Below are 13,877 nucleotides of genomic sequence, written 5' to 3' on the forward strand. Positions count from 1 at the left end.
GCTCCGCTACCCTCTGGAACTTCTCCCAAATCTGCTTTATAATCTGCATAGAGACCTCACCCTCCTGAGTGGTTGGATTGTCAACTACTCGTCCCTGGCAAAAGGACGGTGAGGTCTCTTCTTCTTTTTCTCCTCCCTCGGCTCCTGCAAGAACTCCTACGGTAACTTTACACTAACTGGGCTCTAAGCTAGAAAGTGTGGGGGCAAGAAGGAGGAAGCGGCTACACTTTGAAACGGGCTACCTGATCCTCCACCCTCTTGGCCACTTCCAGCACCTGCTGGGCGCTGGCAGCTATTTCCTGGGTGGAGGCAGAAAGCTCCTCAGCCGAAGCTGACACTTCCTCCGCCGAAGCAGAGATCGCCTCCGTCTCCCGGTGGGAGGCTTCAATCATGGGAACCATACTCTCCACCGCGCCAAGGATTTCATCGAAGTCCTTGATGGTATGCTCCACGTTCTCCAGTTGGTTGGCTATCTGCCGGGCCACGTCCTCGGAGGTGGCCACCACCGCGCCGGTCTCTTCGTTGATATGGCGCAAAAGCTCCCTTATTTTGTCCGAGGAAGCTCGGGACTGCTCGGCCAGCTTACGCACTTCCTCCGCCACCACCGCAAAGCCCCGGCCCGCCTCCCCGGCTCGCGCCGCTTCTATGGCGGCGTTCAAGGCGAGCAAATTGGTCTGGTCTGCTATCTCGTTGATGACCTCCAGGATATTGCCCGCTTGGCCGACAGAGTTTTTAAGAGACGCGAGCTTTTGGGCCACCACGCCGAAGGCTTCCCGTACCTTCCCTATGGAGGCGATGAGTTCGTCGAGCTCCTGCTTCCCCGCCTGAGCCAGGCGCGCCGTCTCTTCGCTGCTGGCCTTGGTCTGGCCGAGCTCGGTGTTGATCCGCTCTAAACTGGAAGCCGCCTGCTGGATGGCCTTGGCCACCTCGCTGGAGGAGGAAGCGATTTCTTCCGACGTGGCGCTCAGAGCCTCCGAACTCGCGGCCAGGGTTTTGACATCGCTTTTGAGCTGGGAGAGAAGAGGACGCATTTTTGCTTGCAGAGTTTTTAAGGCTTGAGCCATCCTGCCTATCTCATCTTGGGCCCGCAAGTACTTTTCGGGAACCTCGGCCGTGAAATCCCCTTCGGCCAGCAGTCCCAGGTGCTTCGCGGTCACGGCGACGCCCGCGGTTATGTTGCGTGCGAAGAACCAGGTCAGGGCTAGAACCAGCCCTATGATCAGGGCGCTTATCCAAATAACGGCGTGGGTAAGTCCCGCCGTCTTTTCCAGCACCTCCTCAGCGGGCACGTTGATCCCTATGGACCAGCCGGTGGTCTTAATGGGAGCGAAGCCCAGATACTTCTCCACCCCCTGATAGGTGTAAAGCCCCACGCCTTCCTCTCCCCGCGCCATGCGCGAGTGCACCGCCGCCAGGGAAGCCAAGCTAGAGTCGGTCTTGGCCTTTTCGATGAAGTTGGCCTGCTCCAGCACCAGTTTGCGGTCCTTATGGGCTATAATCTTGCCCGTGCTGTCGAGCATGAATCCGTAGCCGGTACGGCCGTAGTTGATGGAGGAGACAAAGGCGTTAAACTTTTCCGCGTCCAGAGTCGCCAGCAGCACCCCTTCGATCTCGCCCGTTTGGTAGGAGCGGATAGGCGCGGCGATGGGGAAGACCGCCGTTTGGTCCACCTTGCTGATCACGGTGGTGCTGACGTTGGTCTGCCCGGCCAGAGCCTTCTTGAAGTACTCCCGATCTCCCAAATAGACGCGGCTCCCGTCCTGGTAGATGGCATTTCCTTCCTTGTCAATAATAGCCATCCGCTTGAAGCCCAGCCTTTTTGAACGCTCCAGCTCTTCCCGCAGAAGCGCCAGCTTCTCCTCCAGCGTGGAGGCGCGGTCGCCCGAGCGCCCGCGGATGATGTTGCGGTTGGCGATGTCCTCGACAAGGCGCATTTGCGCCTGGAGCTGCGTGTCCACCGTTTCCGCCGCTTGCTTCGCAGTCTTTTGCAGAGCCTCCAGGATTTGTGCCTCCAGAGCCTTGCTGGCCTGCCTCCAGCTGGCGTAGGCCAGCGCCAGGCAACCCAGGAAAACGATGAGTCCGAAAAGAACGGTCATTTTGGTGCGCAAACTTCCCCTTAGCGCTTCAAGCTTCAACCCTTTCATCCCTTAGCTCCACTCCGCCCAAGGGCGGAGCTCCTTAGCCTCCCTCCTTGCCGCCTAGTTCTTTTTAGACAGATATCGAGCTAACCAGGAAGAAATTGAGTCTTCCCGGTGCGATTTTTTAACTTTTGGGTGCCAGATTCGGCGGTGACAGTCCTTGGGGAGTTTAGGAGAAAAGAAGGTGCAAGAGCCTAAGACAGCGCAGGGCCATTCCTTTATCTAGAGGCCGGTTGCCACTGCCGCACTTGGGAGACATCACGCAGGAAGGGCAGCCGTCCTCGCACTGGCAGGAAGAGACCAGTTCCCGGGCCACCTCCAAAAGCTGGGGAAAAGCGAAGAAGAGACGCTCCGTGATCCCCGACCCTCCGGGAAAGGCGTCGTAGAGGAAAATCCCCGGGCCACCTAGCTGCCGATGGTACAGGGTGCTCAAACCACCCAGATCCCAGCGGTCGGCCATAGTAAGGCAAGGGGCAGCGGCGATCAAAAGATGCTCTATGGCGTGCAGGGCCCCGGCGGGATCCCCCGGACCGGCCCGTCGCAAAAGCTCAGGAGCTATGCCCAACCACAAGCCGGAAGTGGAAAACCTCACGGCCGGCGCCTGAGGCAAAGGGTAGCTCCTGCCTTCCTCCTTGCTCCCCACCCGTTTCAGCACGTACTCCACCACTTTCTCCACTACCGTGACTTCACCACGACAAAGGGATAACTCCTCGACTTTCCGCTCCTCCTGCAAGCGGTCAACGGAGACCTCTACCAGACGTCTGGATTCGGTATAGACGTTGGGAGGCGCCTCCCGCAGATATATGCGCCGGCCTTCCAGGTCCTGCTTCACTACCTCGTAGGCCTGCCCCTGGTGGAGGTAAATGGCTCCCGGGTAAAGTTCCAGGCAAGCCCGCCGGTACTCCACCTCCTCCAGCTTTTCCCCCTCGTGCAAAAGCCAAACACCCCCTTCCTCAAAAGCATCCAGGGATACTTTGAGGGAAGGGGGAACCTCTTCGGTGCTGACGTAGCCCCGGTGACCCATGCGGCACGCCAGGCCCGCCTTTTCCAGATCCTGCAGGCAGGAAGAAAGCTTGGGGCCGAAAAAGGCCACGTCGGCAGGGCAAAGCGGCAACTCATCGGCCGCGCAGCGCAGGTGCTGGGAAAGAACATAAGGGTTATCCAGGGGGATCACCGCCTGCTCCAGAGGGGCGGAAAACAGACGATGAGGGTGCCGGGCAAAATACTGGTTCAAAGGTTCTTCCGTAGCCACCAGCACCACCACCGACTCGCGCCTCCCCCGCCCCGCTCTTCCCGCCTGCTGGCGGAAGGAGGCCACCGTCCCGGGATAGCCAGCAATTATCACTGCGTCCAAGCCCCCCAGGTCCACACCGAGCTCCATGGCGTTGGTGGTTACCACTCCCCTGAGTTTTCCTTCCTTTAACCGGTTCTCTATGCTCCGACGAACCTCCGGAAGGTAGCCGGCCCGGTAAGGGCTTATTCCCTTCTCTTCTCCCCCGGCCCAGATGGCGATGAGTTCCGCCATCTTGCGCGAGCCGGTAAAGCAGAGAACCTGCCAGCCCTCCTCTACAAAGGTCTGCACTAGCCGCGCCGCCTGCAGGAAAGGAGAGAGATCGGGGAAAAGAGCCGCGTTGAAGAGGAGATAGCGCCTCCTGCCTCGCGCTGCCCCGTCCTCCTCCACCACCTGAAATTCCTTCCCCGTGAGTCTGGCCGCGTGCTCTGCCGGGTCGGCCATGGTGGCAGAAGAAAGGATGAACTGGGGGTCAGCTCCGTAGTAGGAGAGTACCCGGCGCAGACGCCGGAAGAAGTAAGCTACATGGGCCCCGAAAATCCCCCGGTACCAGTGCGCCTCGTCCACCACCACGAAGCGGAGATTAGACCAGAAGCGGGCCCACTGGCGGTGGTAGCGCAGGTAGCGGTGCATAGCGTGGGGATTGCTGAGGATAAGGCGGGACTTGGCCCTTATCTCTCTGCGCTTCTCTCCTGGAGTATCGCCATCGTAAACGGCGGGAAAAATCTTTCCCCGCGTTTCCCTTTCCAGTTCCCGTAAAAACTTCAACTGATCGTAGGCCAGGGCCTTAAGCGGATAAAGAAAGAGGGCGGTAGCCTGGGGATCTTCATACAGGTGCTCGAAGACCGGCAGGCAAAAGGCTAAAGTTTTACCCGAGGAAGTGGGGGTTACCAGGACCACGTTTTCCCCGCCTCTTACCCGCCGCAAAACCTCCGCCTGATGTAGGTAGGGCTTAATTCCCCGCCTTTTGAGCCAGGAAGCCAGGACCAAAGGAAGGGGGGGATCGATTTCGCCGTAGACCGGGGTTTTGGCCGGTTCCTCCCATTCGGAGACCAGCTGCCGGCCCTCCCCCGGGACTCGGCGCAAAAGAGCCAAAAGATCGGGACTAAACTTACTCTTCTCCCTTGCCCTCATCGTTCTTCCTCTTTCTTTTTCCCTCCAAAAGCTCCACTAGCACGCAGGCCAGTACAACTGCGCTCCAAAAGAGGCAAAAGAGCCCTATCGCCCAGGAGTAGCCAGGCAAAACCTCCATGGTTTAAATACTTAGGCGGGTGCCCTCTTTTCCCTTCCCGCGTTGCGCAAGATCTCCCGGCGCGCTAAATTTTAGGGGAGAGGGGGAGTAAGGTGGCGACCATATGGGAAAGACCGGTACAATACCTTAAGGGAGTAGGGCCGCAGCGGGCGCGCTGGCTCTCTCGCCTGGGCATAAACACCGTAGGAGACCTTTTATACCACCTCCCCCGCCGCTACGAGGACCGCACCTTCAGCCGACCTTTGCAAACTTTGGCCGACGGGGAAACGGTAACGGTTCGGGGAGAGGTTTTAACCGCAGAAGAAAGCACGACGCGCTCTGGGCTCAAGATAATCCGGGCCGCTCTGCGTCACCCCGAAGGAACTTTTTACGCCTTGTGGTTTAACCAAACCTACCTCACTCAAATCCTCAAGCCGAGAGTTAAAATTACGGTCACCGGGAAGGTGCGCCGGCTGCTGGGCTTGGTAGAAATCCAGGTGACTGACTTCGAGATCGGAGAAGACGAGGAAGGAATTAACTCGGGACGCATCGTCCCCGTTTACCCTTCTACAGAGAAGCTGCCCCAGCGCACCCTCCGCTCCTTAATCTTCCGGGCGCTGGAGGAAAATGCCGCTGAGCTCCCGGAGCTCCTGCCTCCGCACCTCCTCCGCCAGGGCTTTCTCACCCGCGCTCAGGCTCTGCGGGAGGTTCACTTCCCCTCCACCCTGGAAAGGGCGGAAGAAGCCCGGAAGAGGCTGGTGCTGGAAGAGCTCTTCCTCCTTCAGCTGGCCCTGGGGCAGCGCCGGCGCCACCTAAGCGCGGCCCGCAAGCCGCAGCCCTGCGCTCCCGATGGCCCTCTGGTGCAGCAGTTCCTGGCCAGCCTCCCCTTCTCCCTGACCCCGGCCCAGAAGCGGGCCTGGCGGGAAATCGCTCGAGACATGGAAAGCCCCCGCCCCATGCACCGGCTACTTCAGGGAGACGTGGGGGCAGGCAAAACGGTGGTGGCGGCCCTGGCTCTGGTTAAAGCAGTGGAAAACGGGAAGCAAGCCGCCCTCATGGCCCCCACCGAAATACTGGCCGAGCAGCACTACCTAAATCTTCACCCACTTTTAGAAAAGATTGGCGTAAAGGTGGGGCTGCTTACCGGCAATCTAAAAAAAGAGGTGCGCTGGCGGCAAATCGCGGCCATAGCCCGGGGGGACATAGATATAGTCATAGGCACCCACGCCTTGATCCAGGAGGAAGTGAACTTTCACCGCCTGGGGCTGGTGGTGATAGACGAGCAGCATCGCTTCGGCGTGCGCCAGCGAACCGTGTTGCGCCAGAAAGGGGAAGCGCCGGACGTCCTGGTCATGACCGCCACCCCCATCCCCCGCACTTTGGCCCTTACTCTCTACGGCGATCTGGATCTTAGCGTGATAGACTCCCTCCCTCCGGGAAGGCAGCCGGTAAAGACCGTATGGATAAAGCCGAGCGCCCTCCCCCGCGTCTATAACTTCATCCGCCAGGAAGCAGCTCAGGGGAACCAGGCCTTCTTCGTCTGCCCCCTTATCGAAGAGTCGGAGGAACTCAACGCACAGGCGGCCAGTAAACTGGCGGAGGAACTCAAGAAGTTCTTTCCTGACTTTCCGATAGGTCTCCTACATGGGCGGCTTAAGCTGGAGGAAAAAGAGCGGGTAATGGCCGCCTTCCGGAGCGGAGAGATTAAACTGTTGGTTACCACCAGCGTGGTGGAAGTAGGGGTCGACGTTCCCAACGCCACGGTGATGGTGATTTACGATGCCGATCGTTTCGGCCTGGCCCAACTGCACCAACTGCGCGGCCGGGTGGGGCGCAGCGATAAGCCCTCTTACTGCATCCTGGTGGCCGACAAGGTGACTCCTGAAGCCCAGGCCCGGCTCAAGGCCTTCACCAACTTGAGAGACGGCTTTGCCTTGGCCGAAGAAGACCTCCGGATAAGAGGGCCAGGGGAATTTTTCGGCACCCGCCAGTCGGGCCTGCCGGAACTGAAAGTGGCCGATCTTTTGCGCGACCATCAGCTCCTTCCCTTGGCCCGGGAAGAAGCTGGGCGCTTTTTAGAAAAAGATCCCTCCCTTTCCTCCCCACTGGGCAGGGTTTTGCGCCAAGAGATCGCCCACCGTTTCGCCGCCTTCAGAGACTTCGTGGGCTAAGTTTTACCGCGTATGACTCCCCTTATACCCACGAAAAATAAGACCAGAAAGGCGGCGAAGGAGGTGAAAAGAATGGCACAGGGTCAGCGCACCAACCGGGTGCTGGTGCCCGAGGCGCGGGCGGCGCTCGACCAGATGAAGTGGGAGATCGCCCGCGAGGTGGGCATCAACCTGCCGCCCGGGAGCTACCTCGGTGACGTCCCCTCCCGTATGAACGGGGCCATCGGGGGTCACATGGTCCGCCGGATGATCTTGGAGTACGAGCGTAACCTGGCGGCCAATGTCTTGGGCACCACCCGTTAAGCTTTGCTTACCCGCGGGTGGAAGAGGAAAGGCGCGACCTTATAAACCTCCTCCACCCGCGGTTTTAATATAGATACAGGTAGGCCTCTTCCGGATCCATGCCCGGATGAAGAGCTACCGCCAAGCCCCCGGCCAAAATGCGCGCCGTATTCTGCACCAGCGTGTCGATCTCTTTGGGCGTAACCATCAAACGCCCGCCGAAGGGAGCCAGTAGCTGATCGATCACCCGCTGAACCAGCTCCGGATGCAGGCATTTATACACTTCTCGCAAGCGCGGGTGCTGGTTGAGTTCCTGCCAGAGCTTTTCCATGGCGTCCTGGGCGATAAAGGCAGCGTGAACAACGGTGGGAACCCCTACAGCTATCACCGGCACCCCCATGGTTTCCCGGTTGATACCTGCCCGGTCGTTGCCTATGCCTGAGCCGGGACTTATACCTGTATCGGCCAACTGTATGCTGGTGGCTATCCGGGCCACGCTGCGGGCCGCCAGCGCGTCTATGGTGATGACCACGTCAGGTTTTATCTTCTCCACCACGCCGCGAATTATTTCCGCCGTCTCGATTCCTGTGGTACCCAGCACTCCCGGCGCTAGGGCACTCACCTCCCTGAGCCCTCCCCGCAACTCCTGAGGGGCATAGTGAAAGAGGTGCCGGGTAACCAGGGTGTAATCGACCGTGCGGGGGCCCAAAGCATCCGGGGTGGCGTGCCAGTTTCCCAGGCCCACTACTAAAGCGCTGGCCGTCTCGGGCAAGTCTTTCAGCAGTAGACGGAGCTTTTCCCCCAGAAGCTTTATCAATTCCTGGTGGATTTGCCGGTTATTCTCTAAAAGTGCAGGGGACTCGATGGTGATGTAAGTCCCCTTGGGTTTTTGCATCAAGCGCTCCGCCTCTTCCGTCTCCACCCGTACAGTGGTTACCAGAGCGTAAGGACGCTCTTCTTTTTCCACCCTTACCCCGGGAATTTCTTTACCGGTTCGTGCCCGGGCCAGATCGTGGGCTTCTACCGCCAGATCTAGCACTTTATTACCTCCCCGGCGTTCCTTCCCCTATTTTCCCCCCAACCCCAGCCTCCTATGCGGCTTAGGTGGGGCTTCTGGGCGGTCTTGGTTTTTCCAGGATTTACGGCGCTTGACCGTTCCGGCTATAATTAAGTTCGAGTAAAGTGCCGAATATCGATGTGGGGCGATATTATGCGGGTGATCGGTGGGGAAGCCAAGCGTTGCCGGCTAGCCACCCTGAAAGGGAAAGACCTTAGACCCACCTCGGAAAGGGTGAAGGAAGCCCTTTTTAATATCTTGGCCAACCGGGTTCCCGGATCCCGGTTCCTCGATCTCTTCGCCGGGACGGGAGGCATAGGTATTGAAGCCCTCAGCCGGGGGGCCGAGTCTGCTGTTTTCGTAGAGCGGGACCCGCGAGCGGTGAAGCTTATCCGAGAAAACCTCGAGCGCACCGGCCTCTCCAACCGGGCGCAGGTTTACGGCCGCGACGTCCTCTCCCTCCTTCCCTACCTAGCCCGCAAAAAAGAGCGCTTCGACTTGGTCTACATCGATCCCCCCTACCAGAGGGGGTACGAGAAGAAGGTTCTGCGGCTACTTGCTGAACTGGATCTGCTGGAAGCAGAGGGCCTGGTCGTGGTGGAAAGCTCGGCCCGCGAGCTGCCTCCGGACAAGGTACACCGGCTGGTGCTCAAGCGCCGCGAGCGCTACGGCGATACCGCTTTATCTTTTTATGCCCTGGAGGAGGAAAAGGTTTGCGAGTAGCGGTCTATCCGGGAAGCTTCGATCCTATAACCAACGGCCACCTGGACATCATAAAGCGTGCCTGCCAGCTCTTCGATAAAGTGATCGTGGCCATCGCCGAAAACCCCCAAAAGAAAGCGCTTTTTACCCTGGAAGAAAGGCTAGAGATGCTTCACGAGGTCCTAAAAGACTTGCCCAAGGTGCGCGTCGACGCTTACCACGGCCTCACGGTGGAATACGCCCGCCGCCAGGGGGCCTGCGCCATAATTCGGGGCCTCAGAGCCATATCTGACTTCGAAAACGAGTTCGTTATGGCTCTCACCAACAAAAAGCTGGCCCCCGAAATCGAGACCCTTTTTCTGATGACCGAAGCCCAATATTCCTTTATAAGCTCCAGCGCCGTGAAAGAGGTGGCCTACTACGGCGGATGCCTCAAGGACATGGTGCCACCACCAGTGGAAGTCCGTCTTAGGGCCAAGTTCCGGGAAATAAAAAGACTGGGGGAGGAGTAAAACCTTGGAATTCTTAGAACTGCTTAATGAGCTGGAGGCGCTTATCGAGCAGTCCAACCGCATACCGCTGACCAGGAAAGTGATCGTAGACGAGGATAAAGTGCTCGACCTTCTAGACAGGCTACGGAGCATCCTGCCAGAGGAGTTGCGCAGAGCCAAGTGGTTGGTCGAGGAGCGGGAAAAGGTGCTGGAAGATGCCCGCAAGGAAGCCGAGCGGATAATCTCGGCCGCCCAAGAGGAGGTGGCTCGCCGCGCCGAGGAAAGTGAAATCGTGCGCCAAGCTAAAGAGCGAGCCGAAGCGGTGGTAGGCAAGGCTGAGGAGATAGCTCGGGAGATAAAGGTAAGGGCCAGAGAGTACGCCGACGAGGTGCTGGCCCAGCTGGAAGACCGGCTCAATCGGCTGCTAAGAGAGATCCAGGAGGGAAGGTCTGAGCTCCGCGGCATGAAATAGCTCTCACAGGCGAGATCGGCAGCAACTCGTGACCAGAGCTAGAAGAAGCAGGAACAAAAAGCTCGCGAGGCAGAGACCGGTGGAGCGTAGGAGAATCCAGGAGAAGGAGGGGGAGAAAGAAAAGTGACCGGCAGCGGCCTGGGACCAGCCGGGGGCAAAAAAGGGAAAAAGGGCAAAGGTGAGAATAGAAGCGTAGACGATCTGCAGGAACCTCCCCCCGAAAAAAGGGAGGAGAGAAACCCCGGCTTGCCCCAGAAAGCTCCAAACCTGAACTATGACGCTCAGCCCTTGCCAGGCAAGCCAGACCTCCGTGACCCATACTTTTATCTTTAGGGGAAGGGCCGTTTCGGCTACTCCTTTGACCCCCAGCGTCACCTCCAAAAAGCCCGCCCCCGCCTCGAAGAGAAGCGAAGCGCTCCCCTGCCAGTTGCTCACCTCTCTTATAAGCTCCCATAGTACGCCAAAAAGACCGATGAATCCCGCAATAACCAGAAGATTGGTTACCGATTGTCGCACAGCCTCGCCCAGTGTTTGTCCTAGAGAGGCAGGCTTCCGCCCCTCGGTCGGCGAGGGGCGGGAGCGGGGAAGATAAGGGCGTCTACTGGGAGAAAAGAAGCGGAAAGTCAGTCCCACTAGCAAATTGCTGCCGTAGTGCACCAGCGCCAAGAAAGGCCCCATTTCCGGCAGGTGATAAATCCCCACGGCAACTGCCACCAGAATAAAAAGGGGGCTAGCGTTGTTGGCGAAAGCGGCTAGGTGCGCCGCTTCCGCGGCGGTCAAGAGACCCTGGCTCTTGAGTCTGGCTGCCGCCGCCGCCCCCATGGGGTAACCTGAAGTGAAACCCACTGCCAGCACGAAGGCTGCCGCTCCTGGCAGGCGGAATAGGCGAAAAGTTATGGGTTCGAGCAGCGATCCCAGGAGGTGGATCACTCCAAAAGCCAGAAGGAGCTCGGTGGTGATGAAAAAGGGGAGTAGAGAAGGGAAAACTACCTCCCACCAGACGTTAAGGCCTCTCAGCGCTCCCCGGTACACGGCAGCGGGGTGGGTAATCATAAGAATAAAAAAAACAACGAGCAACGAGCCTGCCAGAGCTCTGGCGGTGGCCGGACGCACCCCTCCACCACCTTCCCCGACTTCTGCTGATTCTATATGACCGGGCCGCGGCTAACTTGACAGATAGAAAACGATGTGCAATAATGGAGGCAGCGAGGGCGGATAGTTCAGTGGGAGAACGTCTGCTTGACGCGCAGAAGGTCGCTGGTTCGATTCCAGCTCCGCCCACCAGGGAAATCAAGGCTTCCGGTAGATTACCGGAAGCCTTTGATGCTTCTTGGTGTTGACACGAAGCCACCGATCGCTTCTAGCGCTGGCTTGACAGTAGCTCCGCTATTTTCTCCTCCATGAAGGACACGCGGGCTTCCCAGGAATGGAAGGCTACGCGCGCTAGCCTTTCCCTCTTCTTCTCCTCGGTTTCCTCCGCTAGGATGCGCTCCACCGCCGCCACTGCTTCTTCCGGCGTCTGAGCCAGAACCACCAGGTCCTTAAGCTCTCCGAAATCGAGCCAAGGAGTGGCCAGGACGGGTCGGCCAGCAGCCAGATACTCGTAAAGCTTTAGGGGGTTCACCTTGCTCGTGAGTTCCCCGGGCCGGAAAGGAGCCAGACAGACGTCACACCCCCTAAGGTACCGGGGGAGCACTTCGTGCGGCCGGGGACCCAGGAAATGCACATTGGGCAACCTGTCCAGTCCTTCCATCGGAACGCCAGGGGCGACAGGACCGATCAGCAGAAGCTGCCAATCGGGGCGCAGACGAGCCATTCCGGCCAGAAGCCCGGTGTCTATCCACTCCTGGATGGCCCCCACAAAGCAGAGGCGCGGGCGGGGCAAAGAAGCTACCTCTTCCGGCACGGGGGTTTCCTCTCTCAGGGCCTGAGAGAAGAGCTCCACGTCGGCGGCATTGGGCACCAGGTAAATTTGGCGACAGAAGGGGCGTCTGCGCTCCAGAAGGCCGGGCGTGGTGGCAAAGACCAGGTCGGCCAGACGCAAAAGCGCCTTTTCCTGCTCCCAGACCACTTCGGGCCGAATAAGCCCTTTGAAGGCTCCGTGCTCGTCCACACAGTCGTAGATTACCAGTCGATGGGGGAGAAGACGGATAAGCTCGGCCGTGCCTGGAAGATAGGTGAAAACGATGGGCTGGGTCAGCTTAAGCCGGCGCATCTCCCGACGGATCCAGGGGGCCAGCCAGCGCTGGTTGAGCCAGGCCACCGGCTGCCAGTAGCTTCCCAGGGGCAAAACCAAAGGGGGCTGGTAGACGGTCAAAGAGGTGCCCTCGGAGTACCTCTTCCCCCAGGGGCGCCATTTGGGCCAGAAGGCCGGATCTTTGAAGGGAGAAAGCAGAGTGGCGGGCGGATTAACGTAAAGAACCCGGTTCCTCCTGGCCAGGCGCAGCATGATCTGGTGGATGCGGGCTAGAAGGGAACTCCAGTCCACCGGTGCCAGGCAGAGAATTTCTTGCCCTGCGAGTTCAGCCATTTGCCCTCTCCTTCCGAAGCAGAACCGTGCGGTAAACCTCCAGAGTGTTCTGAGCCATGCGGGTGGAGGAAAAATCGCGCGCCACCATCTCTTTGCCCCGGGAAGCCATGCGCCGCGCTTCCTCTTGGTGTTCTAGCATCCAGAGGATGGCTTGGGCTAAAGCTTGGGAATCGGCCGGCGGAACCAAAAGCCCCGTTTCCCCCTCCCGCACCACCTCTGGAACCCCGCCTACTCGGGTGGCCACCACCGGAACCCCCCGAGCCAGCGCCTCCAGCACCACGAGGCCGAAACCCTCCATGAGCGAGGCCAGTACCAGCAGATCGAACTCCGGGTAGCAGGAACTCACCTCGGGCAGAAAGCCGGTGAAGATTACCCTGTCGGCGAGGCCGAGACGCTGGGCCAGCTCCCTGAGCTCTTCTGCTTCCGGACCCGTGCCGATGACGGCGAAACGGGCATGAGGCAGACGGCGCCCCACCTCTGCCGCCGCCTCCAGGAAATAGCGGTGACCTTTCACCGGGTGGAGCCGGCCCACCGTAGCTACCAGGGGGGCGTCAGAAGGCACGTTCCAGCTCTTACGGAAACCGGCGCCGGAGGAGGAAGAGGAGGGAAGCTCGATGCCGTTGTAGACTACGGTTACCTTCTCCGGCGCGATCCCCTCCTGCACCAGGCACTCGGCCAAGAAGCGGGACACGGCGATGAAGTGATCGGTACGGGAACAGGTCCACTTCTCGATAAGTAAGTTTATCTTCCTATCCCACCAGCGGGGGTAGTCCTGGGCCAGGCGGCTGTGGACGGTGGTAACCACCGGGCCGGGCCAAGTCCAGGCGGCCAGACGCCCCAAAAAGTTGGCCCGGACGCCGTGGGTGTGTAGGAGATCGTACCCCCCCTTGGTCAGGAGCTGCCGTAGCCGCCGGACCACCCGCAGGTCGAACTTGTTCGCCATGGGCAGCACTTCCACGCGCATGCCCGCTTTTCGGGCCAACTCGGCGAAGGGGGCGGGGAAAAGACAAACCACCTCCATCCGTACCTTGTCCGGGTCAAAGGCCCGGTAAAGGGTCAGGATGTGCTTCTCGGCCCCACCGAATTCTCCTCCGCCGATAACGTGGAGAACCTTCATCCCCTACCCCCGTCCGATCTTCCGGCGTTCCTAGTTCAAGCGCCGAACCCAGGTTTTCAGCGCCCGCACGCAATCCCAGGCCAAGCAGGCCGAAGTCGGCCACCAGGACCAAGAAGGGGCGACCCTCCTTAACCATCCGCCGGCAAACTGACCCGTAAAGAAGGCCAGGACCAGAGGAGGAAAGGTAAACCAGCTCCAGCCCAGCCCAGAGGTAAACCTTAACCAAACCACTGCCGGCACGGGCAGATGCACGGCAGCGAACCACTGCCAGGAGAACTTAGGCACGGAGGCCCGCCAGTAACCGAAAGGGAGATTGAGCAACAAAACTAAGACAGCGAGCTTCAGGATAGGCATGGATTTTCCCTCCCCCGTGTGACTTTGCGGATTTGCCCTCG

The 13,877-nt window shown here is 59.5% G+C and carries 12 protein-coding genes and 1 tRNA gene; 6 read left to right on the forward strand and 7 right to left on the reverse strand.

The genetic code is table 11. From position 1 onward, the window contains the following. Positions 1-221: 221 nt before the first annotated feature. Positions 222-2,096 carry a methyl-accepting chemotaxis protein gene (locus DXX99_RS00005; protein WP_240610751.1) on the reverse strand — a complete coding sequence of 625 codons (1,875 nt, stop codon included), beginning with the start codon at positions 2,094-2,096 and terminating at the stop codon, positions 222-224. A 211-nt stretch (positions 2,097-2,307) separates the two neighbouring features. Then, positions 2,308-4,563: a DEAD/DEAH box helicase gene (locus DXX99_RS00010; RefSeq protein ID WP_115791480.1), complete on the reverse strand. Its 2,256-nt coding sequence runs from the start codon at positions 4,561-4,563 to the stop codon at positions 2,308-2,310. A gap of 210 nt (positions 4,564-4,773) precedes the next feature. Here DXX99_RS00010 and recG point away from each other — a divergent pair, with 210 nt between their 5' ends. Together recG and DXX99_RS00020 are read left to right on the forward strand one after the other, a co-directional pair. Beyond that, positions 4,774-6,831, forward strand: a complete 2,058-nt coding sequence (gene recG, locus DXX99_RS00015; protein ID WP_115791481.1) for an ATP-dependent DNA helicase RecG — start codon at positions 4,774-4,776, stop codon at positions 6,829-6,831. 72 nt (positions 6,832-6,903) lie between these two features. Further along, complete coding sequence (locus tag DXX99_RS00020) at positions 6,904-7,134, forward strand: alpha/beta-type small acid-soluble spore protein (protein ID WP_015738178.1); 231 nt, start codon at positions 6,904-6,906, stop codon at positions 7,132-7,134. A 64-nt stretch (positions 7,135-7,198) separates the two neighbouring features. On the opposite strand, the gene gpr is transcribed toward DXX99_RS00020, so the two are convergent. Next, positions 7,199-8,152, reverse strand: a complete 954-nt coding sequence (gene gpr / locus DXX99_RS00025; protein WP_115791482.1) for a GPR endopeptidase — start codon at positions 8,150-8,152, stop codon at positions 7,199-7,201. Between the two features lie 171 nt (positions 8,153-8,323). Between gpr and rsmD the strand changes: the two genes are divergently transcribed. Genes rsmD through DXX99_RS00040 form a run of 3 tightly spaced genes read left to right on the forward strand, consistent with a single transcriptional unit; the run spans position 8,324 to position 9,835 of the window. Next, complete coding sequence (rsmD, locus tag DXX99_RS00030; protein WP_115791483.1) at positions 8,324-8,893, forward strand: 16S rRNA (guanine(966)-N(2))-methyltransferase RsmD; 570 nt, start codon at positions 8,324-8,326, stop codon at positions 8,891-8,893. Beyond that, positions 8,884-9,384 (forward strand): pantetheine-phosphate adenylyltransferase, encoded by a 501-nt coding sequence (gene coaD / locus DXX99_RS00035; protein ID WP_115791484.1) that lies wholly within the window; start codon positions 8,884-8,886, stop codon positions 9,382-9,384. The genes rsmD and coaD overlap by 10 nt, the downstream gene beginning before the upstream one ends. A gap of 4 nt (positions 9,385-9,388) precedes the next feature. Beyond that, positions 9,389-9,835 carry an ATPase gene (locus DXX99_RS00040; RefSeq protein ID WP_115791485.1) on the forward strand — a complete coding sequence of 149 codons (447 nt, stop codon included), beginning with the start codon at positions 9,389-9,391 and terminating at the stop codon, positions 9,833-9,835. 3 nt (positions 9,836-9,838) lie between these two features. Here the strand turns inward: DXX99_RS00040 and DXX99_RS00045 are convergent, their stop codons facing one another. Continuing rightward, a complete protein-coding gene (locus tag DXX99_RS00045) occupies positions 9,839-10,948 on the reverse strand; it encodes a nucleoside recognition domain-containing protein (protein WP_115791486.1) in 1,110 nt (369 codons plus the stop codon). Positions 10,949-11,044: 96 nt separating this feature from the next. Here DXX99_RS00045 and DXX99_RS00050 point away from each other — a divergent pair. After that, positions 11,045-11,119 (forward strand) — tRNA-Val (locus DXX99_RS00050). Between the two features lie 76 nt (positions 11,120-11,195). Here the strand turns inward: DXX99_RS00050 and DXX99_RS00055 are convergent. Genes DXX99_RS00055 through DXX99_RS00065 form a run of 3 tightly spaced genes read right to left on the reverse strand, consistent with a single transcriptional unit; the run spans position 11,196 to position 13,836 of the window. Then, a complete protein-coding gene (locus DXX99_RS00055) occupies positions 11,196-12,365 on the reverse strand; it encodes a glycosyltransferase (protein WP_115791487.1) in 1,170 nt (389 codons plus the stop codon). Continuing rightward, positions 12,358-13,482 (reverse strand): glycosyltransferase, encoded by a 1,125-nt coding sequence (locus tag DXX99_RS00060; protein WP_115791488.1) that lies wholly within the window; start codon positions 13,480-13,482, stop codon positions 12,358-12,360. Before DXX99_RS00060 ends, DXX99_RS00055 begins: the two co-directional genes overlap by 8 nt. Before the next feature lie 30 nt (positions 13,483-13,512). After that, entirely contained in the window at positions 13,513-13,836 is a 324-nt protein-coding gene (locus tag DXX99_RS00065; RefSeq protein WP_205664589.1) for a hypothetical protein, read from the reverse strand. Between the last annotated feature and the right edge of the window lie 41 nt (positions 13,837-13,877).

Origin of the sequence: Ammonifex thiophilus (assembly GCF_003368535.1) — a bacterium.
In the GTDB taxonomy this organism is placed as follows: Bacteria; Bacillota; Desulfotomaculia; order Desulfotomaculales; family Ammonificaceae; genus Ammonifex; species Ammonifex thiophilus.